This is a genomic window from Micrococcus sp. iso_239 (genome assembly GCF_056173395.1).
In genome coordinates, this window is record NZ_CM149672.1 from 1579722 (window position 1) to 1603936 (window position 24215).

The following is a 24215-nucleotide window of genomic DNA, read 5'->3' on the forward strand; positions in this document are numbered from 1 at the left end:
GGCACGCGCGAGACCCGCGCCGGGGACGCACCACCCAGCCCCCGCACGCCGGACGACGCTCCCCGTGGACGGCGTCGCCCGGCACGCGCATCGGACACACCCCCTGCCCTCGGCGGGACTGTTGTGTATACACTGGCGGCATGCGAGCGAGCGAGCGGGCGTACCAGGCCCTGAGGGCGGAGATCCTCGACTGGTCCCTCCCTCCGGGCGCGGGCCTGGGCGAGGTGGAGCAGGCCGAGCGCCTGGGCATCTCGCGCACCCCTCTGCGCGAGGCGCTCTCCCGCCTGGTGGCCGACGGCCTGGCCGAGCAGGCCCCGGGCCGGGGCATCGTCGTCGCCGACCTGTCCCTCGAACAGGCGGACCAGCTGTTCGACCTGCGCATCGCCCTCGAGTCCCTCCTGGCGCGCCGGGCCGCGCAGCGGGCCACCCCGGAGGCGGCCGAGCGGTTCACGGTCCTCGCGGGCCGTTTCCAGGAGGCCGAGGCGGCCCTGCGCGGCGGGACCGACCCGGCGGACTACTACGCGATGACGGCCGAGCTGGACAGCCGGCTGGACGAGGCCGCCGCGAACCCCTACCTCGTCTCCACCCTGCGCACCCTGCGCCTGCACCTGGCGCGCCTGCGCCGACTGGCCGCGGACGACCCGGCCCGCCTCGCGGCCTCCGCCGCGGAGCACGCGGACATCGCCGACGCCGTCGGCTCGGGCGCCGCAGACCTCGCGGAGGCGACCACGCGGGTCCACCTGCACCACGCCTTCCACCATCTGACCCGGCGCGGCCGCGCCGAGGAGACCCCGACCCTGCTGACCCCCACCGAAGGAGACCGACCATGAAGAACCATCACGTGCGCGTCCACCGCTCCGAGGAGAACCTCGAGCGCAAGGACCAGCTGGCCTGGAAGCTGGCCGAGGTGGCCGTCGACGACGTCGAGGTGCTGCCCGAGGTCGAGGAGATGATCATCAACCGGATCATCGACAACGCCTCCGTCGCCGTCGCCTCGCTGAAGCGCGGCCCGATCGTCGCCGCCCGCGCCCAGGCCCTGTCCCACCCGGTCTCCACCGGCGGTGCGGGCGCCTCCGTGTTCGGTGTGGAGCAGAAGGTCTCCCCCGAGTGGGCCGCATGGGCCAACGGCGTGGCCGTCCGCGAGCTGGACTACCACGACACGTTCCTGGCCGCCGAGTACTCCCACCCGGGCGACAACATCCCGCCGATCCTCGCCGTCGCCCAGCACACCGGCCGCTCCGGCAAGGACCTGATCCGCGGCATCGCCACCGGCTACGAGATCCAGGTGGACCTCGTGAAGTCCATCAACCTGTACGGCCACAAGATCGACCACGTGGCCCACATCGGCCCCTCCGCCTCCGCCGGCATCGGCACCCTGCTCGGCCTGGACACCGAGACCATCTTCCAGGCCATCGGCCAGGGCTTGCACACCACCACCGCCACCCGCCAGTCCCGCAAGGGCGAGATCTCCACGTGGAAGGCCCACGCCCCGGCGTTCGCCGGCAAGATGGCCGTCGAGGCCGTGGACCGCGCCATGCGCGGCCAGACCTCCCCCGTCCCGATCTACGAGGGCGAGGACGGCGTGATCGCCTGGCTGCTGGACGGCCCGGACGCCTCCTACGAGGTGCCGCTGCCCGAGCAGGGCGAGCCCAAGCGCGGCATCCTGGACACCTACACCAAGGAGCACTCGGCCGAGTACCAGGCCCAGGCCTGGATCGACCTGGCCCGCAAGCTCCACAGGGAGCACCCGGAGGCCACCGACCCGGCGAACGTCGAGTCGGTGCTGATCAAGACCTCGCACCACACCCACTACGTGATCGGCTCGGGCGCCAACGACCCGCAGAAGTACGATCCGACGGCCTCGCGCGAGACCCTCGACCACTCGATCCCCTACATCTTCACCGTGGCCCTGCAGGACGGCTCCTGGCACCACGTGGACTCCTACGCCCCCGAGCGCGCCCAGCGCGAGGACACCGTGGCCCTGTGGCACCGGGTGACCACCGTGGAGGACCCGGAGTGGACCCGCCGCTACCACTCGCTGGACCTCGCGGAGAAGGCGTTCGGCGGAGCGGTGGAGATCACCCTCAAGGACGGCACCGTCATCACCGACGAGATCGCCGTGGCCGACGCCCACCCGCTCGGCGCCCGGCCGTTCGCCCGCGAACAGTACATCCAGAAGTTCCGCACCCTGGCCGAGGGCATCGTCTCGAAGGAGGAGCAGGACCGCTTCCTGGCCGCCGCCGAGCGCGTGGCCGAGCTGCAGCCCGGCGAGCTGGACCAGCTGAACATCCTGGCGGACCCGGCGTTCCTGTCCGAGGCCGACCTCGCCGCCGCCCCGAAGGGCCTGTTCTGATGCTGTACTCGACGAAGACGGCCGAACAGAAGCGGATCGACCTGCGGCAGACCCTGAAGCAGGGCGGCGCCCAGCAGTTCCCGGGCGCGTTCACCCCGCTGACCGCCAAGCTGATCCAGGAGAAGGGCTTCCCCGGGGTGTACATCTCCGGCGGCGTGCTCGCGAACGAGCTGGGCCTGCCCGACGTCGGGCTGACCACGCTCACCGAGGTGGCCGTGCGCGGCGGGCAGATCGCCCGCCTCACGGACCTGCCGTGCCTCATCGACGCGGACACGGGCTTCGGCGAGCCGATGAACGTGGCCCGCACGGTGCAGGAGTTCGAGAACGCCGGCCTGGCCGGCTGCCACATCGAGGACCAGTTCAACCCCAAGCGGTGCGGCCACCTCGACGGCAAGAACATGGTGGAGCTCGACACCGCGGTCAAGCGCATCGCCGCCGCCGTCCACGCCCGCCGGGACCCGAACTTCCTCATCATGGCGCGCACCGACCTGCGTGCCGTGGAGGGCCTGGACGCCGCGATCGCCCGCATGAAGGCGCTCGTGGAGGCCGGTGCGGACGCGATCTTCCCGGAGGCCCTGAAGGACATCGGCGAGTTCGAGACCGTGTGTCGCGAGCTGGAGCCCCTCGGGGTCCCGGTCCTGGCGAACATGACCGAGTTCGGCAAGTCCGAGCTGTTCACCCGCCGGCAGCTGGCCGACGCCGGCGTCGCGATGGTGATCTACCCGGTCACCCTGCTGCGCTCCGCGATGGGCGCCGCCGAGCGCGTGCTCCACGCCATCAAGGAGGAGGGCACCCAGCAGTCGCAGGTGGAGCAGATGCTCACCCGCGCCCGCCTCTACGAGCTGGTGGACTACGAGGGCTACAACGCCTTCGACACGGGCATCTTCAACTTCGACGTGCCCACGCTCGACATCGGCGCCAACCACGCCGACCTCTGACCCGTCACCGGGCCCGCCCGTGCGCGGGCGGGCCCCACTCCCCGAGGAGGGACACCATGACCGAGACCGAGATCAAGAAGGGCCTGGCCGGCGTCGTCGTGGACACCACGGCGATCTCCAAGGTCAACCCGGAGACGAACTCCCTGCTGTATCGCGGCTATCCCGTGCAGGACCTGGCCGCGCAGCTTTCGTTCGAGGCCGTCGCGCTGCTGCTCTGGACGGGCGAGCTGCCCACGGACGAGGAGCTGACCGCGTTCGAGCGCTTCGAGCGCACCCACCGTGCCCTCGACCCGAAGGTGAAGCAGGCCATCGACCTGCTGCCCACCGACTGCCACCCCATGGACGTCGGCCGCACCGCCGTGTCCGTGCTCGGCGCGAACCACCCGAAGGCGGAGGACTCCTCCCCCGAGGCCGAGCTGGAGAAGGCCCAGGCGCTGTTCGCGGCGTTCCCAGCCGTCGTCGCCTACGACCAGCGCCGTCGCCGCGGCCAGGAGGTGGTGGAGCCGCGTGAGGACCTGGACTACTCGCAGAACTTCCTGTGGATGACGTTCGGCGAGGAGGCCGCCCCGGAGGTCGTGGACGCGTTCCGCGTCTCGATGGTGCTGTACGCCGAGCACTCGTTCAACGCCTCGACCTTCACCGCGCGCGTGATCACCTCGACGCTCTCCGACCTGCACTCGGCCGTGACCGGTGCGATCGGCGCGCTCAAGGGCCCGCTGCACGGCGGCGCCAACGAGGCCGTGATGCACACCTTCGACGAGATCGGCATCCGGAAGGAGGAGTCCCGTGAGGACGCCGCCGCCCGAGCGAAGGCATGGATGGAGGACGCCCTGGCCCAGAAGAAGAAGGTCATGGGCTTCGGCCACCGCGTCTACAAGAACGGCGACTCCCGCGTGCCCACCATGAAGGCCGCACTGGACCGGATGATCGAGCACTACGGCCGCGAGGAGATGCTCGGCCTGTACGACGGTCTGGAGCAGGCCATGGACGAGGCCAAGCAGATCAAGCCGAACCTCGACTACCCCGCCGGCCCGACGTATCACCTCATGGGCTTCGACACCGAGCTGTTCACGCCGATCTTCATCGCCTCACGCATCACCGGCTGGACCGCCCACATCATGGAGCAGCGCGCCGCGAACGCGCTGATCCGCCCGCTCTCGGCCTACGACGGCCCCGAGCAGCGGGAGCTGCCGGCGGGCTGAGCCTCGTGAGGGGCGGTCGGGGCGACTTGTCGGAGGTGTAGACGCAGATCACCTCCGACACGTCGCCCCATTCGCTCGCGGCGCGGTGCCGCGTGCACGACGACGGCGGGTCGCCCCGGGTGGGGCGGCCCGCCGTCGTCGTGTCGTCATCGGTGCGACGCCCTCGCAGAGTGGTCACGACACGCCGCGTGCCGGGCGCGGCGACGGCGTGTCGTGACCACTGTGTCGGGCCGGTCGTCGGCCCCTCAGCGCCGGGCCGCCGCGTCGGCGCGGCGGGCCAGGCCGGCGGCGACGAGGCCGGCGAACAGCGGGTGCGGGCGGGTCGGCCGGGAGGAGAACTCCGGGTGGGCCTGCGTGGACACGTAGTACGGGTGCACGTCCCGGGGCAGCTCCACGAACTCCACGAGGGCGCCGTCCGGGGAGGTGCCGCAGATCGCGAGACCGGCCTCCTCGAGGCGGTCGCGGTAGGCGTTGTTCACCTCGTAGCGGTGGCGGTGGCGCTCGGTCACCTCGGTGGTGCCGTAGGCCTCGGCCACCACGGAGCCCGGGCGCAGGGTCGCGGGGAAGGCGCCCAGGCGCATGGTGCCGCCGAGGTCCCCCTCGCCGGCCACGATCTGCTCCTGCTCGGCCATGGTGGCGATCACGGGCGAGGCGGTCTCCGGGTCGAACTCGGTGGAGTCCGCGTCCTCCAGGCCGAGGACGTTGCGGGCGTACTCGATGACCATGGACTGCAGGCCCAGGCACAGACCCAGCGTCGGGATCCGCTGCTCGCGGGCGTGCCGCAGCGCGCCGAGCTTGCCCTCGAGCCCGCGCACGCCGAAGCCGCCGGGCACACACACGGCGTCGACGTCCGCGAGCGCCACCGCCGCGCCCTCGGGGGTGGCGCACTCGTCCGCGGCCACCCAGCGGATGCCCACCTTGGCCCGGTGGGCGAAGCCACCGGCGCGCAGCGCCTCGGTGACGGACAGGTAGGCGTCCGGCAGGTCCACGTACTTGCCCACGAGCGCCACCGTGAGCTCGTGCTCCGGGTGGTGCACGGCGTCCATGAGGGCATCCCACGCGGTCCAGTCCACGTCCTTGAACTTCAGGTCCAGGGACTGCACCACGTGGGCGTCGAGGCCCTGGTCGTGGATGACGCGGGGGATGTCGTAGATGGAGGGGGCGTCGGCGCAGTTGACGACGGCGTCCTGCGGGACGTCGCACATGCGGGCGATCTTGCCGCGGACATCGTCGGGGACGGCCCGGTCCGAGCGCAGCACGATCGCGTCCGGCTGGATGCCGATCGAGCGCAGGGCGGCCACGGAGTGCTGGGTGGGCTTGGTCTTGAGCTCCTGCGAGGGGCCGATGTACGGCACGAGGGAGACGTGCAGGAAGAAGACGTCGTCGCGGCCGACGTCCTGGCGGACCTGGCGGGCGGCCTCGAGGAAGGGCTGCGACTCGATGTCGCCGACGGTGCCGCCGATCTCCGTGATGATCACGTCCGGGGCGGGGCGGTCGCCGCGGGGCTCCGCGGGCAGGCGCATCCGGCGGCAGATCTCGTCGGTGATGTGCGGGATGACCTGGACGGTGTCCCCGAGGTACTCGCCGCGGCGCTCGCGGGCGATCACGGTGGAGTACACCTGGCCGGTGGTCACGTTGTCCAGGCCGTCGAGGTCCTCGTCGAGGAAGCGCTCGTAGTGGCCGATGTCCAGGTCCGTCTCGGCGCCGTCCTCGGTGACGAACACCTCGCCGTGCTGGAACGGGTTCATGGTGCCCGGGTCCACGTTGAGGTAGGGGTCGAGCTTCTGCATCACCACCCTGAGCCCGCGCGCCTTGAGCAGGTGGCCGAGCGAGGAGGCCGTGAGCCCCTTGCCGAGGGAGGAGGCGACACCGCCGGTCACGAACACGTGACGGGTGACGCGCGTGGACGTCTGAGTACGAGAAGTTCGTTTCACCACGGATTTTGAGCGTATCAGGTGCGGGGCTCAGCGCGCGCGCGGATGCGCGGCGGAGTAGACCTCGCGCAGGGAGTCCACGGTGACGAGGGTGTACACCTGCGTGGTGGTCACGGACGCGTGCCCGAGCAGCTCCTGGACCACGCGGACGTCCGCGCCGCCGGCCAGCAGGTGCGTGGCGAAGCAGTGGCGCAGGGTGTGGGGCGAGACGTCCGCCTCGAGGCCGGCGCGCTCGGCCGCCCGCTTCAGCACGGCCCACGCGGACTGCCGGGAGAGCCGGCCCCCGCGGGCGTTGACGAACAGGGCGGGCGTGGAGCGTGTGACTCCCGCCATGATCGTGGGCCGTCCCCGCACCAGCCATGCGTCGAGCGCGGCGGCCGCGTAGGAGCCGATCGGCACCACGCGCTCCTTGGACCCCTTGCCGAACAGGCGGACCACGGGCTGGCCGCCGTCGTCCCCGGTCTGCGCGAGCCCCACCACGTCGTCGACGTCGAGGCCGACCACCTCGGAGATGCGGGCGCCGGTGCCGTAGAGGAACTCGAGCAGCGCGCGGTCCCGCAGTCCGGCGGGGGTGTCGACGGGCACGGCCTCCAGCAGCGCCGTCACCTGCTCCACGGGGAGCGCCTTCGGCAGGCGGTCGCCCGGCTTCGGCGGGTGGACGTCGCGGGCGGGGTCGGCGGGCGTGAGTCCCTCGAGGGCCCAGAACCGGTGCAGGCCGCGCACGGCCGCGAGCACGCGGGCCGCCGAGCGGACCGCGAGGGGCCGCCCGCCGTCCTCGCCGGTGCCCAGCGCCCGCAGGAAGCCGGAGACGTGGCCGGGGTCGACGTCGGCGGGGGCGCGCACCCCGTGGGCTTCGAGCCAGCGGCGGTAGCGCTCGAGGTCGCGGCGGTAGGCGGCCAGCGTGTTCGCGGCGAGGCCCCGCTCGACGGCCAGGTGCTCCAGGTGGCGGCGGAACGGGGCCGCGAGCGCGGACTCCGCGCCCCGGCCCCCACGGGCCTCGGCCTCGCCGCTCCCCCGGGCGGCCGGGTCGGTGCTCACGCGGGCCAGTCCGCCCCGGGGCCGTGGCGGTCCGGGACGAAGGGGGCGTCCACGGGGCGCAGGCGCCGCCACCCCTGGGCGCGGTGGGCGCACAGGGCGAGGATCGCCACGACCGTGGAGGGGTTGTGCACGCGCCCATCCAGGACGGCGTCGGTCACCTCGTCGACGCCGACCCACACGAGCGGCATGGCGGCCTCCTCGTCCTGCCGGGTGTGCCGCTCGCCGTCGGGGATCTCTTCGATCTGACGGGCCAGGAACACGCGGATCGCCTCGCTGGAGCCGCCCGGGGTCGTGTAGTAGTCGACGAGGGTGTGCCACTCGAGGGCGCGCAGGTCGGCCTCCTCGGCCAGCTCACGGACGGCGACCTGGTGGAGGTCCTCCCCGTCCACGTCCCGCAGGCCCGCCGGGATCTCCCACAGCTCCATGCCCACGGGGTGGCGGTACTGGCGGACGAGGGCCACCTGCTCGCGGGGGCCGGTGGTGGTGAGCTTGGTGCGGACCGCGAGGATCGCCACGGCGCCCGGGTGCACCATCAGCTCCCGGGTCAGGGGATCCTGGGACTTGTCCGCCGGGTCCAGGCGGAACGACTCCCGGGCGATGTCCCACACTCGGCCTTCGTAGACGGTCTTCGACTTCTTCACCGGGCGGGGGACGTGCAGGTCGCGCAGGGGCGAGCGTCCCGCGGACGCGGGGATCTCAGGCATGGGGCGATCCTTTCATGTCGGGGCGGCGTCCGCGGACCGGGTCAGCCGCGTTCGCGGGCGGAGGACTCGAGCAGCTCCCGGGCGTGCTCGCGGGCCGCCGCGGAGTCCCCGTGCCCGGCGAGCATGCGGGCGAGCTCCTCGACCCGTTCGTCGGCCGTCAGCGTCACGACGTCGGAGGTGGTCACACCCGCGGCCGGGTCCGAGTTCTTCTCCACCCGCACGTGCCGGTCCGCGTAGGCGGCGACCTGGGGCAGGTGCGTCACGGCGATGACCTGCACGTGGCGGGCGAGCCGGGCCAGGCGGGCCCCGATCCGCACGGCGGCCTCACCGCCCACGCCGGCGTCGACCTCGTCGAACACGAAGGTGGGCACCGGGTCCGTGGCGGCCAGGACCACCTCGAGGGCGAGCATCACGCGGGAGAGCTCGCCGCCGGAGGCGCCGCGGCCCAGGGGCCGGGGCTCGACGCCCGCGTGGGGGCGCAGGGCGAGCGTGACGTCCTCAGCGCCGTACGGGCCGAGACCGTCCCCGGCGACCGGCGTCAGTCCCACGTGGAAGGAGGCGTCCGGCATGAACAGGGCGTGCAGCTCCTCGGTCACCGCGGTCTCGAGCCGCTCGGCGGCCGCGGTGCGCAGGGCGGTGAGGGTCGCGGCCCGTTCGCGCAGCGCGGCGTCGAGCCGGTCGACCTCCGCCTCGAGCTCCTCGAGGCGGCCGGAGTCGCCCTGCAGCTCGTCCAGGCGCGGACGCTGGGTCCGGGCCCAGTCGATCACGTCGGCGAGCTCCGGCCCGTAGAGCCGCTGCAGTCGTGTGAGCTCGGCCAGCCGCGACTGGGCCGCGTCGAGGTCGGAGGCCGCGTCGGCGTCCAGGTCAGCGGTGTAGCGGGCCAGGTCGCCGGCGATGTCCGTGAGCACGACGGCGGCCTCGGCCAGGCGCGCGGCCGCGGCGGCGAGCTCGGGGTCGTCGCCGGGGGCGGCGAGCACGGCCTGCTGCGCCGCCTCCACGAGGCTGACGGCGCCGGGGGTCTCGTCCATCGTGTCCACGTCGGGGCCGGCCAGTCGGGCGTGTGCCTCCCCGGAGGCGGCGCGCAGCTCCTCGACGTCCTCGAGCCGGCGGATGAGAGCCCGCAGCTCCTCGTCCTCGCCCTCCTGCGGCTCGGCGAGGTCGATCTCCTCGAGCGAGCGCTGGAGCGCCTCGGCTTCGCGGGCCCGCTCTTGGCGGTGGGCGGTGAGCTCCTCGCGCTCCCGACGCGCGGCGGTCCAGGCGGCGTGGTCCGCGCGGTAGGCGCGCAGGGCCGCGGCGAGCTCGGCGCCGCCGAACGCATCGAGGGCGTGCCGCTGGGCGTCGGCGCCCTGGAGGCGGACCTGGTCGTTCTGGCCGTGCACGGCCACGAGGGTCGCCCCGATCTCGGCGAGCAGGCCGACGGGCACGGTCCGCCCGCCGGCGGCGGCGCGCGAGCGGGTCCCCTCCCCGGACGCCGTGACGCTGCGGCTCAGGACGAGCTCCCGGACGCCCTCGTCGGCCTCGTCCAGCACGGCCCCGGCGTCCTCGGCGAGGGCGAGCGCGGCGTGCGCCTCGGGCAGGCGGACGCCGGCGTCCACGACGGCACGGGACGAGCCCCGGCGGACCGCGCCCGCGTCGGCGCGAGCGCCGAGCAGCAGGCCCAGGGCGGTGACCACCATGGTCTTGCCGGCGCCGGTCTCGCCGGTGACGACGGTGAAGCCGGGGTCCAGGTCCACGGTGGCCTCGCCGATCACGCCGAGCCCCGAGATCCTCAGATGGTCGATCATGCGTCCTCCCCGGGGTGACGCGCCCCGCGGTCGCGGTGGCGCTGGATGTCCGCGGGCGAGAGCACCGACAGCGGCATGGTGGCCGGTTCGACGACGTCGGGACGCGGCCCCGCGTGCCGCGGCTCGACGGTCTCCACCGCGTGGAGCACGCCCGCCCGCTCCTGGGCGGTGACGGGGCCGCGCCAGCCGTCCGTGGGCAGCCGGAACTTGCGCACGAGCCGTTCCGCGAAGGGCGTCGGGTTGAGACGGGCCAGGCGCACCGGCTCCGCCGACCGGGACACCTCGATCCGGGCCTGCGGCGGCAGTTCGACGGTGCGCCGGCCGTCACACCACAGCACACCGGTCTCGCGGGTGCGGGTGAGCACGTCCACGCCGATCGTGGAGCGCGGACCCACCACGAGGGGGCGGGTGAACAGGGCGTGGGCGCTGATGGGCACGCACAGCAGGGCCTCCACGGAGGGCCACACGACGGGGCCCCCGCCGGAGAAGGCGTAGGCGGTGGAGCCGGTGGGGGTGGCCAGGACGACGCCGTCGCAGCCGAAGGCCGTCAGCGGCGAGTTGTCCACGGAGACGACCACCTCGAGCATCCGCTCCCGGTGGGACTTCTCCACGGAGGCCTCGTTGAGGGCCCACGTGCGGGCCACCTCGCGGCCCTCCACGAGCACGACGACGTCCAGGGCCATGCGCTCGATCACTACGTAGGACTCCGAGGCGATCGCCTGGACGGTGCGGTGCAGGTCGGTGCGCTCGGACTCGGCGAGGAAGCCGACGTGGCCCAGGTTCACCGCCAGCAGTGGCACGTTGTGGCCGCGGACGAAGTCGGCCGCCCGCAGCACCGAGCCGTCGCCGCCGAGGACGAGGCCGAGGGTGATGTCCTCGAGCTCGCAGTCGACCCCGAGGGCCTCCGGCGCGAACTCCGGGGGGTCCCCCGCGGCCGCGCGGATGGCGGCCACGTCCTGTTCGAGCATGACGCTGACCAGGCCCTCCTCCGCGAACATGCGGGTGGCCTGCAGCGCCGCGCTGATGGCGTCCTCGCGGCCCGTGTGGGTCAGGACGAGGACACGACGTCCGGGGGTGTAGGGCATGGTTCCTTCCGCGAGCCGGGGTGCCGGGCACTGCGCTCCAGGATAGCCACGAGATCGGACACGCGAACCGGTGGCCCCGCGCCCGTGGACGGGCGGCGCCCCCCCGGACGCGGGTCAGGACCAGTCGATGTGGGCGCCCCGGACCCACCCGGCGGCGCGCTCGTCGGCGGGCGTGGCCGGGCTCGTCCTGCCGGCCGGGTCGTCGGCCGCGGTGGCGTCGGGGCGGTGGAGCCGCAGGAAGAACTCGGCGTTCCCGTCCTGGCCGGCCAGGCCGGATCGGGTGAGGCCGCGGGGGGCGAGGCCGGCGCCCAGCGCGGCCGCGGCCACCCCGGCGACGGCGTCGCGGCGGGCGTCCGGATCGGTGACGACGCCGGAGCGCGGCAGGGCGCGCCGCCCGACCTCGAACTGGGGCTTGACCATGAGCAGCAGCTCCGCGCCGGGTCGGCACACGCCCGCGAGCGGGGCGAGGACGAGGCGCAGCGAGATGAAGGACAGGTCGGAGACCACCAGGTCCACCGGACCGTCGATGTCCTCGGCCCTGAGGTCGCGGACGTTGAGCCCCTCGCGCACGAGGACGCGGGGGTTGGCCCGGACGGTCGGGGCCAGCTGGTCGTGGCCCACGTCCACGGCGGCCACCCGTTCGGCGCCCCGCTCGAGGAGGACCTGGGTGAATCCGCCGGTGGAGGCCCCGGCGTCGAGCGCCCGGCGGCCGGCCACGGCGACGTCCGGGAACGCCTCGAGCGCGCTGACGAGCTTGTGGGCCGCACGGGAGACGTACCGCGGGCCCGGGTCGCGCAGGCGCAGCGTGGCGTCGGCGGCCACGCGGTCGGAGGGCCGGCGCACCGGGCGGCCGTCGAGGAGGACCTGCCCCGCGCGGATGAGCGCCGCGCCCTCCGTGCGGGAGCGGGCCAGGCCCCGGGCGGCCAGGGCGACGTCGGCGCGTGCGGTCTCAGCCACGCCGTGGGTCCGCGGAGCCCTCGGCCCCGCCGGCGAGCAGAGCGGGCAGGTGCGCACGGACCCACGTGGGCCGGTCCGGCCCGGGGGCGGCGGCCGCGGTCTCGCGCGTGTCGATGCCGGTCAGGACGAGCACCGTGTCGAACCCCGCCGCGTTGCCGCCGCGGATGTCCGTGTCCAGGCGGTCGCCGACCACGAGGGGACGGGCCAGGCCGAGGGCCTCGGCCGCCGTCCGGAACAGTCGTGGCTCGGGCTTGCCCGCCGCGACGGGCGCGGTGCCGGTGGCCCGGCCCACCGCCTCGACGAGGGCCCCGTTGCCGGGGGCGATCCCCTCCGCGCGCGGGATCGAGGTGTCCAGGTTGGTGGCGACCCAGGTGGCCCCGGCGCGCACGGCGTACGCCGCCTCCGCCAGATCGGCCCAGCCGAGACCGGGGTCGAAGCCCTGGATCACCGCGTCGGGGCGCTGCGCCGCGGACGCGACCACCTCGTAGCCCCGCTCCTCGACCACGGCGCGCAGGTACGCCGAGCCGACCACGAGCACCCGGCCGGTGCGGCGGCCGAGCGTCTCCTCGAGCAGGTCGACGCCCGCCGGTGCGGAGCCGAAGACCTGCCCCGCCTGCGCGGGCACCCCGAGCGTGCGGAGATGCTCGGCCACAGACTCCGGCGCGCGGGAGGCGTTGTTCGTCACGAACCCGACCGGCACGCCCCGTTCCTGCAGCGTCGACAGCGTCTCGACCGCCCCGGCGATCGCGCCGCCTCCGGCGTAGACGACGCCGTCCAGGTCGCAGAGCAGCCCGTCGTGACCGGCGAAGAACGTGGCGCTCACCGCTCGTCTGCCTCCGGGGCCTCGAGGGCGTCGAACAGCGACAGCTGGTTCGGGTCGACCTCGTCCGGCGCGTCGACGGCGGCCGGCGGCTCTGCGGCGGCCTCCGGCCGGGGCGCCTCGGTCGGCTCCGTGGCGGCCTCCGGCTCCTCGGCCGGGGATCCGTCCGCCGTCGGCTCCGCACCGGCCTCGGCCGCATACCGCTCGTGGCGCCGGTCGCGGGGGGACGGGCGGCGGTCCCGGGGGTCCTCGACCGGCTCGGTGTCCACGTCGATGATCTCCGGGTCCGCGAACCCGCCCACGCCGAGGGCCTTCTCCGCGACGCGCACGGCACGCGCCCAGAGCCGAGCCTCGTCGCGGCGCCCCAGGGCGAGCAGCACGTCGGCCTGACGCTGGAACAGCCGGGGAGAGAAGGGGTAGCCGCGCCGCCGGTCCAGTTCCGGGATCTGCAGGGCCTCATGGGCACCCTGAAGGTCGCCGGCGTCCTCGCGGATGCCGGAGACGACCATGGCCAGCTCGGCCCGCGCCGCCCGGTCCAGACGCGAGGCATCCACCTCGGCGGCCAGCTGCAGGGCCTTCTCCGTGCGGCCGAGGGCACGCTCGCTGTCCACCTGCGCGGCGATGTGGGTGTCGTCGCCCGTCATGCGCCGGTAGGTGCGGAACTCGCGCAGCGCGTCGGCGTACTCCCCCGCCGCGTAGGCGGTGAGCGCGACTGCCTCGCGCACGCGTGAGAGGCGGCCGCCCTTACGGGACGCGGCGAGGGCGTGCTGGAACGCCAGCGCCGGGTCGACGTCCAGGTAGCGGCCGGCCATCACGAGATGCTTGGCGACCCAGCTGGCAGGACGCTCGTCAAGGCCGTTGATCTCCTTGAGCGTGCCGCGGTCGAGCTCCTGGCCCGTCACGTCCGGGTCGATGTCCGGAGAGCGCTCCTGGTCCGCACGATTCGCCGCTCGGAGGTCACCGGGATTGTGCGCGGGTCGTTCGGCGCGGTCCTCGCGACGAGGGCCCGTCGGCGCACCGCGGCGCTCGGGGCGTCCGCCCCCCTGGCCCGGGCCGCGCCGCCGGTCCTCGTGAGGCCCGCCGGAGCGGCGCCGGTCACCGGCACCGCTGCGAGGACGTCCGTCGCGGTCACCACCACGACGCCGGCCATCACCGCCACCACGGGGCCCGCGGCCCTCGGATCCGCGGTCCTCGCGGCGCTCTCGGGGGGTGTCCTCAGCCATGGTGTCCTTCCTGGGCGTCACGCCGCGACGGTCCGCGGGAACGCGGTCTCTGTTCCTCATGTGCCGGCCTCGCGGCCGGGTCCTCAGGGGACCAGGCTAGTGCCCGGAGCCTGTGGCAGACCGTCCTTGCGGGGAAAACAGTCCAGAAATGCGGGAAGGGCCTCGCACCAACAGTGCGAGGCCCTCCCTCAAAGAATGTCCGGCGGCGACCTACTCTCCCACAACCTCCCGGCTGCAGTACCATCGGCGCTGTGGGCCTTAGCTTCCGGGTTCGGAATGGAACCGGGCGTTTCCCCCACGCTATGACCGCCGTAACCCTAACCCCACACCACCACCCTCAACACGGGCAACAGCAGGGAAACCTACGGGTCACACAACAGTGACACTATTCAACTCAAAACACCCCAACCACCCACCAACAAGCAGACAGCCGGTTGCAATCAGACAACCGCACAGTGGACGCGAACACCAACCCATCACCTTGAAGCAAGCAATAGGATAAGAGTGTGTGTAAGTCATCGGCCTATTAGTACTGGTCAGCTTCACGAGTCTTCAGTCCTCGCTTCCACATCCAGCCTATCAACCCAGTGTTCTAGCTGGGGGCCTCACACCCTCAAAGGGGCAAGGAAATCTCATCTCGAAGCCGGCTTCCCGCTTAGATGCTTTCAGCGGTTATCCATCCCGAACGTAGCTAATCAGCCATGCACCTGGCGGTACAACTGACATACCAGAGGTTCGTCCGTCCCGGTCCTCTCGTACTAAGGACAGACCTTCTCAAATTTCCAACGCGCGCAGAGGATAGGGACCGAACTGTCTCACGACGTTCTGAACCCAGCTCGCGTACCGCTTTAATGGGCGAACAGCCCAACCCTTGGGACCTACTCCAGCCCCAGGATGCGACGAGCCGACATCGAGGTGCCAAACCATGCCGTCGATATGGACTCTTGGGCAAGATCAGCCTGTTATCCCCGAGGTACCTTTTATCCGTTGAGCGACGGCCGTTCCACAACGAGCCGCCGGATCACTAGTCCCGACTTTCGTCCCTGCTCGAGCTGCCACTCTCACAGTCAAGCTCCCTTGTGCACTTGCACTCGACACCTGATTGCCAACCAGGCTGAGGGAACCTTTGGGCGCCTCCGTTACATTTTAGGAGGCAACCGCCCCAGTTAAACTACCCATCAGGCACTGTCCCTGACCCGGATCACGGGCCGAAGTTAGATATCCAGAGTGACCAGAGTGGTATTTCAACGGCGACTCCACGAACACTGGCGTGCCCGCTTCACAGTCTCCCACCTATCCTACACAAGTCACACCGAATACCAATACCAAACTATAGTAAAGGTCACGGGGTCTTTCCGTCCTTCTGCGCGTAACGAGCATCTTTACTCGTAATGCAATTTCGCCGAGTTCATGGTTGAGACAGCGGGGAAGTCGTTACTCCATTCGTGCAGGTCGGAACTTACCCGACAAGGAATTTCGCTACCTTAGGATGGTTATAGTTACCACCGCCGTTTACTGGGGCTTAAGTTCTCCGCTTCGCCGAAGCTAACGGGTCCCCTTAACCTTCCAGCACCGGGCAGGAGTCAGTCCATATACATCGTCTTACGACTTCGCATGGACCTGTGTTTTTGATAAACAGTCGCTTCCCCCTGGTCTCTGCGGCCCCGATCCCCTCACACCAGCACGTGGTGCTCAAGGTTGGGGCCCCCCTTCTCCCGAAGTTACGGGGGCATTTTGCCGAGTTCCTTAACCATGATTCTCTCGATCGCCTTAGTATTCTCTACCTGACCACCTGTGTCGGTTTAGGGTACGGGCAGTTTGAACCTCACGCCGATGCTTTTCTAGGCAGCATAGGATCACCGGATCACCCACCATGTGGGCGCCCATCAGGTCTCAGGCATACAGCCGGCGGATTTACCTACCGGCAGCCCTACACCCTTAGACCAGGTCATTTCCATTGCCCGGCCCGGCTACCTTCCTGCGTCACACCTGTTAATGCGCTTGCCTCCCCGGTTCAGGTCCCGCGCTCCCCATCACCGACCCCGTCAAAGACGGGGTTCGGGATGGTTCGGGCGGTTAGTATCACCGGCTCAACATGGACGGTTCTTCACTGGTACGGGAATATCAACCCGTTGTCCATCGACTACGCCTGTCGGCCTCGCCTTAGGTCCCGACTTACCCAGGGCAGATTAGCTTGACCCTGGAACCCTTAGTCATCCGGCGGACGGGTTTCTCACCCGTCTTTCGCTACTCATGCCTGCATTCTCACTCGTCCACAATCCACCAGAAGTTACCCGCTGGCTTCACCTCGTGAACGACGCTCCCCTACCCATCCAGCAAAACTGAATGCCACGGTTTCGGCGGTGTACTTGAGCCCCGCTACATTGTCGGCGCGGAATCACTTGACCAGTGAGCTATTACGCACTCTTTCAAGGGTGGCTGCTTCTAAGCCAACCTCCTGGTTGTCTCAGCAACTCCACATCCTTTCCCACTTAGCACACGCTTAGGGGCCTTAACCGGTGGTCTGGGCTGTTTCCCTCTCGACTATGAAGCTTATCCCCCACAGTCTCACTGCCACGCTCTCACTTCCCGGCATTCGGAGTTTGGCTGAAGTCAGTAACCTTGTAGGGCCCATCGTCCATCCAGTAGCTCTACCTCCGGGAAGAAACACGTGACGCTGCACCTAAATGCATTTCGGGGAGAACCAGCTATCACGGAGTTTGATTGGCCTTTCACCCCTACCCACAGCTCATCCCCTCCATTTTCAACTGAAGTGGGTTCGGTCCTCCACGCGCTCTTACACGCGCTTCAACCTGGCCATGGGTAGATCACTCCGCTTCGGGTCTAGGACACGCGACTCAATCGCCCTATTCAGACTCGCTTTCGCTACGGCTTCCCCACACGGGTTAACCTCGCCACGTATCACTAACTCGCAGGCTCATTCTTCAAAAGGCACGCTGTCACCCCACAAGGAGGCTCCAACGGTTTGTAGGCACATGGTTTCAGGTACTATTTCACTCCCCTCCCGGGGTACTTTTCACCATTCCCTCACGGTACTGATCCGCTATCGGTCAACAGGTAGTATTCAGGCTTACCAGGTGGTCCTGGCAGATTCACACGGGATTCCTCGGGCCCCGTGCTACTCGGGCAACCCTCCAACAGCGGCGGAACACATTTCGACTACGGGACTCTCACCCTCTACGGTCCAGCATCCACACTGGTTCGTCTATATGCCCGCACCTCACTGCGCCATGCCGGCAGACATGACAAGGAGGGGCCCACAACACCGCACATGCAACCCCTGCCGGGTATCACACACATACGGTTTAGCCCCATCCGCGTTCGCTCGCCACTACTAACGGAATCACTTTTGTTTTCTCTTCCTGTGGGTACTGAGATGTTTCACTTCCCCACGTTCCCTCCACCCGGTCTATGTGTTCAACCGGGGGTCACACGACACGTCGTGCGGGGTTTCCCCATTCGGAAATCCTGGTCTCAACGTCCGGTTATCGACTCCACCAGGCTTATCGCAGATTCCCACGTCCTTCTTCGGCTCCTGTTGCCAAGGCATCCACCATGCGCCCTTGGAAACTTTCACACACAATGAAAGTCCTCAAATGAGCAATATCTAACTAAGATGTCATTCTCGGCATCACCACACCTCACACACCACCCCAGGGGGAACAGTGCGATCAACGATGCAGCAACAAAAAAATAAGATGCTCGCGTCCACTATGCAGTTCTCAAACAACAACCCACACCCCATCCACCAACCCACAAGGCCAGCTTCACAAGATACGGAGACCAGAAACAACAACCCCAACCCTCACAGATCAGGGTGCCTGCTGTTCCAGGACCCAACAGTGTGCCAACACCAGCTCGCAGCCACCAACACCACCCATTCCAACCACACCCTCACAGGCATGACGTACTCGAGCACTGCCGGCACCACCACTGGCACCATTCATTGATGTTCCACCCATGAGCAACCCGCCATCACACACGCGGTGATGCAACGGGCACTAATGCTCCTTAGAAAGGAGGTGATCCAGCCGCACCTTCCGGTACGGCTACCTTGTTACGACTTAGTCCCAATCGCTGGTCCCACCTTCGACGGCTCCCCCCACAAGGGTTAGGCCACCGGCTTCGGGTGTTACCAACTTTCGTGACTTGACGGGCGGTGTGTACAAGGCCCGGGAACGTATTCACCGCAGCGTTGCTGATCTGCGATTACTAGCGACTCCGACTTCATGGGGTCGAGTTGCAGACCCCAATCCGAACTGAGACCGGCTTTTTGGGATTAGCTCCACCTCACAGTATCGCAACCCATTGTACCGGCCATTGTAGCATGCGTGAAGCCCAAGACATAAGGGGCATGATGATTTGACGTCGTCCTCACCTTCCTCCGAGTTGACCCCGGCAGTCTCCCATGAGTCCCCACCATTACGTGCTGGCAACATGGAACGAGGGTTGCGCTCGTTGCGGGACTTAACCCAACATCTCACGACACGAGCTGACGACAACCATGCACCACCTGTGAACCCGCCCCAAAGGGGAAACCGTATCTCTACGGCGATCGAGAACATGTCAAGCCTTGGTAAGGTTCTTCGCGTTGCATCGAATTAATCCGCATGCTCCGCCGCTTGTGCGGGCCCCCGTCAATTCCTTTGAGTTTTAGCCTTGCGGCCGTACTCCCCAGGCGGGGCACTTAATGCGTTAGCTGCGGCGCGGAAACCGTGGAATGGTCCCCACACCTAGTGCCCAACGTTTACGGCATGGACTACCAGGGTATCTAATCCTGTTCGCTCCCCATGCTTTCGCTCCTCAGCGTCAGTTACAGCCCAGAGACCTGCCTTCGCCATCGGTGTTCCTCCTGATATCTGCGCATTCCACCGCTACACCAGGAATTCCAGTCTCCCCTACTGCACTCTAGTCTGCCCGTACCCACCGCAGATCCGGGGTTAAGCCCCGGACTTTCACGACAGACGCGACAAACCGCCTACGAGCTCTTTACGCCCAATAATTCCGGATAACGCTCGCACCCTACGTATTACCGCGGCTGCTGGCACGTAGTTAGCCGGTGCTTCTTCTGCAGGTACCGTCACTTTCGCTTCTTCCCTACTGAAAGAGGTTTACAACCCGAAGGCCGTCATCCCTCACGCGGCGTCGCTGCATCAGGCTTGCGCCCATTGTGCAATATTCCCCACTGCTGCCTCCCGTAGGAGTCTGGGCCGTGTCTCAGTCCCAGTGTGGCCGGTCACCCTCTCAGGCCGGCTACCCGTCGTCGCCTTGGTGAGCCATTACCTCACCAACAAGCTGATAGGCCGCGAGTCCATCCAAAACCGATAAATCTTTCCAACACCCACCATGCGGTGGACGCTCCTATCCGGTATTAGACCCAGTTTCCCAGGCTTATCCCAGAGTTAAGGGCAGGTTACTCACGTGTTACTCACCCGTTCGCCACTAATCCACCCAGCAAGCTGGGCTTCATCGTTCGACTTGCATGTGTTAAGCACGCCGCCAGCGTTCATCCTGAGCCAGGATCAAACTCTCCGTAAAAAAATTACAGAACAACACCGTGGCAGCCGGAAATAACCACCACGACATCCATTCAATACCTGGTAGACCATCACCACACCACGGGGGTGGCAGGCGATGATCAACCAATATGTGTTAAAACAATTGGCATCAACAAACTTGGCACACTATTGAGTTCTCAAACAACAGGCGCTTCCAGCTTCAGCGACCCGCTCCGCGGGCCGTTTCGCTCTGGAGCAACTTCTCCATCCTAGACCATCCGTTTCGACCGTGTCAACTCCGTGTCCGAAGCATTCACCGTCCGTTCACATGGTCGGGCTAGAAAACCTTACCACATGATCCGACCATGTCAACTCCGCTCAACGCGGTGTCAGACACTCACCGGACCATCCACGTGGAAGGCCTCGCAAAGCTTACCACATGATTCCCGGCTGTCAAACCAGATCATCTTCTTCAGGAATTCCGACCCGCATCACTGCCGGCCGCGCACCCGGTGAGCACCACCCGCCCTGGACCTGCCATTCTCGGCATGAATCCGCGGATTCTGTGTTCTTCACCCCGCCTCCCGGTCACCCGGTCGGCGTCTTGAGCACGAGATGGAACTCTACACACGAATCCCACCGAACACAAAACCAGGGGCGACACCCGGCGTCCGGGCACGAAGGAGGGCCCCGTTCTCCGCAGAATCCTGCGGGGAACGGGGCCCTGTGCTCCTCCCGTGGGCGGTTGCTTCGCCGTCGCCGCCCGTCGTGTCCTCGGTCACTTTTCGCGACTCACGGTGGACACCGGTGGTCTGCAGCCGCGGTCAGCCCTCCCCCAGGTCCGCACCCGCCATGCTCTTCTTGCCCCGGCGCACCAGCAGGTGTCGGCCGGCGAGGGCGTCGTCTCGGGTGAACACCTGGTCGGCATCCGTCACCCGCACGTTGTTCACCGAGGCGCCGCCGTCGCGCACCGTCCGACGCGCCTCGGAGCGCGAGGCGACCAGCCCGGTGGAGACCAGCAGCTCGACCGCGGTCACGGTGCCCGGCTCCCCCTCCCACTGGGTCCGGTCGGCCTGCGGCAGCTCGGCCAGCACGGCGGTCAGCGTGTCCGGATCCACGGTGGTGAGGTCGCCGCCTCCGAACACGGCATGGGAGGCCTCGATGACCTTCGTCGTCGTCTCCTCTCCATGGGCCAGCGCCGTGACCTCCCACGCCAGGCGCTTCTGGGCCTCCCGGCGGAACGGCTCGTCGGCCACCTTCTGCGCGTACTCCTCGATCTCCGCGCGGGTCAGGAACGTGAAGACCTTGAGCCGGTCGACGACGTCCGCGTCCGCCGTGTTGAGCCAGAACTGGTAGAAGGCGTACGGGGAGCACATCTTCGCGTCGAGCCAGACGGCGTTGCCCTCGGACTTGCCGAACTTGGTGCCGTCCGCGTTCGTGATCAGCGGCGTGCCCAGCGCATGGGCGTGGGTCCCCTCCACCTTGCGGATCAGCTCGGTGCCGGCGGTGAGGTTGCCCCACTGGTCGGAGCCGCCGGTCTGGAGGGTCACGCCGTGCCGGCGGTGCAGCTCGAGGAAGTCGTTGCCCTGCAGCACCTGGTAGGAGAACTCCGTGTAGGAGATGCCCTCATCAGAGTTCAGGCGCTTGGCCACGATCTCCTTCTTCACCATGGTGCCGACGCGGAAGTTCTTGCCGACGTCCCGCAGGAAGTCCAGCGCGCTCATGCCCGCGGTCCAGTCCAGGTTGTTGACCATGGTCGCCGCGTTCTCCCCCTCGAAGGAGAGGTACGGCTCGATCTGCGCGCGCAGGGACTCCACCCACGCCGCCACGGTCTCCTGCGAGTTCAGAACGCGCTCCGAGGTCTGCCGCGGGTCGCCGATGAGCCCGGTGGCGCCGCCCACGAGGGCGTACGGGCGGTGGCCGGCGAGCTGCAGGCGGCGCAGGGTGAGCAGCTGGACGAGGTGTCCCAGGTGGAGGGACGGAGCGGTCGGGTCGAAGCCGCAGTAATACGAGACGGGCTCCCCGGCCAGCGCCTGCTCCAGCGCGGCCTCGTCCGTCGAGACGTGCACGAGCCCGCGCCAGCGCAGCTCCTGCCAGACGTTCTCGAAGCTCGGGTCGTTCGCCTGTGCGCGCAGTCGGGCCGCGCGCTCCTCGTTCTGGGGTGCCATGGCCCCAGCCTAGCGACGCGCCCGCGCGCCTCCGCGACGCCGCGCACGTGCGACGTCGCCCGCGGGGCTCACTCCGGGACGTCCGCCAGCCCGGCCGGCAGCGCGGCCGCGTCCGTCCCGGCGACGACGGACAACGACTGGGTGGCGCGGGTCATCGCCACGTACAGATCGCCCACCACGCCGCGCGCGTCGGCCACGATCCGCTCGGGCGAGACGAGGACGACGGTGTCGAACTCCAGTCCCTTGGTCTCCCACGGGGTGGCAACGACGATCTCGACGCCGGGCAGCGGCGCGGTGTCCACGGCCGCCTCCCCCCACCGCTCCCGGAGGACCGTGAGCAGCTCCCCCGTCCGCCCGGCGGGGGCGATCACGGCGGTCAGGGCCTCGGGCACGCGGTCCCTTTCAACTTCGACCGCCTCGAGGGCCAGGGCGGCGACGTCACCGCCCGGCTCCGTCACCAGACGCGGGCGGTGGTCGCCCTCGCGCACGGCGCGCGGATGGGAGACCTCGAGCCCGGCCGCCCGTGCGACCTGCGCGGCCCAGCGCATCACGCGCGCCGGCGAGCGGTAGTTCACGGTCAGCTCTTCCAGGCGCCAGCGGTCCCCGAACTCCGGGGCGAGGACGGACGCCCACGAGCCGGCCGCGTCGCGACGGGAGGACTGCGCGATGTCGCCCACGATGGTGAACGACTTCATCGGGCAGCGGCGCGCCAGCAGGCGCCACTGCATCGGAGAGAGCTCCTGGGCCTCGTCCACCACCACATGGCCGTACGTCCAGGTGCGGTCGTGGGCGGCGGTCTCGGCGGTGGTCCGTCGTACGCCGCGCGTCTCATTGGCCGCGGCCAGCTGCTCGGCGTCCACGACGCCGTCGACGCCCAGGTCCGCGAGCGTCTGGTGCATGTTCTCCAGGGACGCCCGGGCGTTCTCGAGGTTGCGCTCGTGCTGGGCCGCGGACTCGCCGCCCCGGCCCGGGGTCTCGAGCCGTCCGAGCAGCTCGGCCGCCTCGTCCAGCAGGGGCACGTCGGCCTCGGTCCAGGGGGCGTCGGCCGGGCGCAGGAGCGCGCCGACCTCGACGTCGGACAGCCACGGGGCGGCCGCCCGGAGCAGGTCCTCCCGGGTGAGGAGGTCGCCGATGAGCTTCTCCGGCGTCAGCGGCATCCAGCAGAGGTTGAGCGCGATGCGCACGTCGCGCGAGGTGCGCACGTCCTCGAGCAGGAGGTCACGCTGCACCGGGGTGCCCGAGGACTTCTCCAGCTTCTTGCGCAGCTTCTCCGCGAGCTCGCGGACGAGGATCTTCACGAACGTCACCCGGGCCTCGTTGTGGGGCTTGCGGGTGGCCCGTGCCTTGTCCCGGGCGCGCCGGACCATGGCCGGCTTGAGCTTGACGGCCGTGCCGTCGATCATCAGGCGCCGCGGCTCGACGAGCAGGCGCTGGCGCTGCGCGACCGCGTGGGCGACGGCGTCCACCATGTCCAGCCGGCCCTTCACCGCCGCCGCGTCGAGGTCCCGCTCCGGGACGGCCCGCACACCCGGCATCAGCGTCCCCAGCGAGGACATCACGACACCGGTCTCGCCCAGCGAGGGCAGCACCCGCTCGATGTACCGCATGAACGCGGTCGACGGGCCGACGATCAGCACGCCCGAGCGCGCGAGGCGCTCCCGGTGGGTGTACAGCAGGTAGGCCGCACGGTGTAGGGCGACGGCGGTCTTCCCCGTGCCGGGCCCGCCCTGCACCACGACCGCCCCGGGCAGGGGCGCGCGGATCACCTCGTCCTGCTCCGCCTGGATCGTGGCGACGATGTCCCCCATCCGTCCCGTGCGTCGGGCGGTGACGGCGGCCAGCAGCGCACCCTGGGCATCGGCGCGCACGCCGTCCTCGCCCAGCAGCGTCGGGTCCAGGATGTCGTCCTCGAGGTCGCGCACCTCGCGCCCCCGCAGCATCAGGTGACGACGACGGCGCACGCGGCCCCGGTGGGCCGCCGTCGCCTGGTAGAAGGCGCCGGCCTCGGCCGCGCGCCAGTCGACGAGGAGGCGCTCGTGGTCCTCGGTGGTGAGGCCGATGCGCCCGATGTACCGCTGCTCGTTGGCCCCACCCTCCCGCTCGGCGTCGAGGTCGAGCCGGCCGAAGACGAGGCGGTCGTCCACGGCGTAGAGCTGGGCGAGTCGGTCCTCGTAGAGGCTGGCGAAGGCGTCGCGCTCGGAGTGGTTCTGCAGCGACCCCTGCGGGCCGGTCCGGCGCACGGCCGCGAGCTGGCGCTCCTTCTCCTCACGCAGGGCGTCGAGGCGGGCGTACCGCTCGGCGACCCGACCCCGCTCGAGGTCGAGCTCGGACTGGCGGACGGACACGGTATCGGTCATCGGGGGCCCTCGCGGTGCGGTGAGGGGCGGACCATGCTGCGGCCCGCCCGGCGGAAAAGTGACCACCCATGCTACGCCGACCGCGGTGAACGGCGGGTGACGCGGCGGTGCCCTGGGGGCGCCGCCGCGTCCG

14 protein-coding genes and 3 rRNA genes are annotated in these 24215 nt (G+C 69.5%); 4 read left to right on the forward strand and 13 right to left on the reverse strand.

Annotation, left to right across the window (positions count from 1 at the left end):
- The first annotated feature begins 140 nt into the window (after positions 1 to 140).
- From AC0VX2_RS07350 to AC0VX2_RS07365, 4 genes are read left to right on the forward strand one after another with little or no spacing between them, the layout of a single operon-like run.
- The gene (locus AC0VX2_RS07350) at positions 141 to 830 is read left to right on the forward strand and encodes a GntR family transcriptional regulator (RefSeq protein ID WP_020628108.1); all 690 of its coding nucleotides are present in this window, start codon (positions 141 to 143) and stop codon (positions 828 to 830) included.
- Positions 827 to 2353, forward strand: a complete 1527-nt coding sequence (locus AC0VX2_RS07355; protein ID WP_036315722.1) for an MmgE/PrpD family protein — start codon at positions 827 to 829, stop codon at positions 2351 to 2353. Before AC0VX2_RS07350 ends, AC0VX2_RS07355 begins: the two co-directional genes overlap by 4 nt.
- Complete coding sequence (gene prpB / locus AC0VX2_RS07360) at positions 2353 to 3291, forward strand: methylisocitrate lyase (protein ID WP_036315724.1); 939 nt, start codon at positions 2353 to 2355, stop codon at positions 3289 to 3291. The genes AC0VX2_RS07355 and prpB overlap by 1 nt, the downstream gene beginning before the upstream one ends.
- A 56-nt stretch (positions 3292 to 3347) precedes the next feature.
- Entirely contained in the window at positions 3348 to 4493 is a 1146-nt protein-coding gene (locus tag AC0VX2_RS07365) for a bifunctional 2-methylcitrate synthase/citrate synthase (RefSeq protein ID WP_044659885.1), read from the forward strand.
- Positions 4494 to 4738: 245 nt separating this feature from the next.
- Here AC0VX2_RS07365 and AC0VX2_RS07370 read toward each other — a convergent pair whose 3' ends face one another.
- The 13 genes from AC0VX2_RS07370 to AC0VX2_RS07430 all read right to left on the reverse strand — a co-directional run bounded on the left by AC0VX2_RS07370 (position 4739) and on the right by AC0VX2_RS07430 (position 24082).
- The gene (locus AC0VX2_RS07370) at positions 4739 to 6448 is read right to left on the reverse strand and encodes a CTP synthase (RefSeq protein WP_080695883.1); all 1710 of its coding nucleotides are present in this window, start codon (positions 6446 to 6448) and stop codon (positions 4739 to 4741) included.
- A gap of 9 nt (positions 6449 to 6457) precedes the next feature.
- Positions 6458 to 7465 carry a site-specific tyrosine recombinase XerD gene (gene xerD, locus AC0VX2_RS07375; protein WP_475432478.1) on the reverse strand — a complete coding sequence of 336 codons (1008 nt, stop codon included), beginning with the start codon at positions 7463 to 7465 and terminating at the stop codon, positions 6458 to 6460.
- A complete protein-coding gene (locus tag AC0VX2_RS07380; protein WP_101966169.1) occupies positions 7462 to 8169 on the reverse strand; it encodes an NUDIX domain-containing protein in 708 nt (235 codons plus the stop codon). Before AC0VX2_RS07380 ends, xerD begins: the two co-directional genes overlap by 4 nt.
- A 41-nt stretch (positions 8170 to 8210) precedes the next feature.
- Complete coding sequence (gene recN, locus AC0VX2_RS07385; protein ID WP_036383274.1) at positions 8211 to 9953, reverse strand: DNA repair protein RecN; 1743 nt, start codon at positions 9951 to 9953, stop codon at positions 8211 to 8213.
- On the reverse strand, positions 9950 to 11038 hold the full coding sequence (locus AC0VX2_RS07390; RefSeq protein ID WP_036383271.1) for an NAD kinase: 1089 nt from the start codon (positions 11036 to 11038) through the stop codon (positions 9950 to 9952). Before AC0VX2_RS07390 ends, recN begins: the two co-directional genes overlap by 4 nt.
- Positions 11039 to 11152: 114 nt before the next feature.
- A complete protein-coding gene (locus AC0VX2_RS07395; RefSeq protein ID WP_475432481.1) occupies positions 11153 to 11995 on the reverse strand; it encodes a TlyA family RNA methyltransferase in 843 nt (280 codons plus the stop codon).
- Positions 11988 to 12818, reverse strand: coding sequence for an HAD-IIA family hydrolase (locus AC0VX2_RS07400; protein ID WP_051995271.1), 831 nt, complete (start codon positions 12816 to 12818; stop codon positions 11988 to 11990). The genes AC0VX2_RS07395 and AC0VX2_RS07400 overlap by 8 nt, the downstream gene beginning before the upstream one ends.
- Positions 12815 to 13717 carry a hypothetical protein gene (locus AC0VX2_RS07405; protein ID WP_231866285.1) on the reverse strand — a complete coding sequence of 301 codons (903 nt, stop codon included), beginning with the start codon at positions 13715 to 13717 and terminating at the stop codon, positions 12815 to 12817. The genes AC0VX2_RS07400 and AC0VX2_RS07405 overlap by 4 nt, the downstream gene beginning before the upstream one ends.
- 518 nt (positions 13718 to 14235) lie before the next feature.
- Positions 14236 to 14352: ribosomal RNA gene (gene rrf / locus AC0VX2_RS07410) — 5S ribosomal RNA — on the reverse strand.
- Between the two features lie 192 nt (positions 14353 to 14544).
- Positions 14545 to 17636 (reverse strand): 23S ribosomal RNA (locus AC0VX2_RS07415).
- Positions 17637 to 18074: 438 nt separating this feature from the next.
- Positions 18075 to 19597 (reverse strand): 16S ribosomal RNA (locus AC0VX2_RS07420).
- Together the 16S, 23S and 5S rRNA genes form the textbook arrangement of a ribosomal RNA operon.
- A 784-nt stretch (positions 19598 to 20381) precedes the next feature.
- The gene (gene tyrS, locus AC0VX2_RS07425; protein ID WP_036315682.1) at positions 20382 to 21725 is read right to left on the reverse strand and encodes a tyrosine--tRNA ligase; all 1344 of its coding nucleotides are present in this window, start codon (positions 21723 to 21725) and stop codon (positions 20382 to 20384) included.
- 68 nt (positions 21726 to 21793) lie between these two features.
- A complete protein-coding gene (locus tag AC0VX2_RS07430; protein WP_036337508.1) occupies positions 21794 to 24082 on the reverse strand; it encodes a HelD family protein in 2289 nt (762 codons plus the stop codon).
- Positions 24083 to 24215: the final 133 nt, after the last annotated feature.